Annotated in this window: 1 protein-coding gene; it reads left to right on the top strand. The window is 66.2% G+C overall.

Annotation, left to right across the window (positions count from 1 at the left end):
- A partial coding sequence (locus SB658_RS22830; protein ID WP_410602525.1) for a PLD nuclease N-terminal domain-containing protein occupies window positions 1-320 on the top strand: 320 nt, incomplete at both ends.

Raw genomic sequence — 320 nt, forward strand, 5'->3', positions numbered from 1 at the left:
TCTCCTACCTGATGGTCGTGTTCACGATCATCGGCGACATCTTCCGCGACCAGTCGCTCAACGGCTGGCTCAAGGCGGTGTGGATCATCTTCCTGGTGTTCCTGCCGTTCCTCACCGCCCTCGTCTACCTCATCGCCCGGGGACAGGGGATGGCGGAGCGCCGCACGGCAGAGATGGGCGCTCTGCGTGAGGCGCAGACCGCCTACATCCGCGAGACCGCCGGCACGGCGTCGCCCGCCGACGACATCACCAAGGCCAAGGCGCTGCTCGACTCCGGTGCGATCACTGCGGGAGAGTACGAGACCCTGAAGGGGAAGGCG

The organism is Bacillus sp. SIMBA_008 (assembly GCF_046535495.1).
In the GTDB taxonomy this organism is placed as follows: domain Bacteria; phylum Bacillota; class Bacilli; order Bacillales; family Bacillaceae; genus Bacillus; species Bacillus subtilis.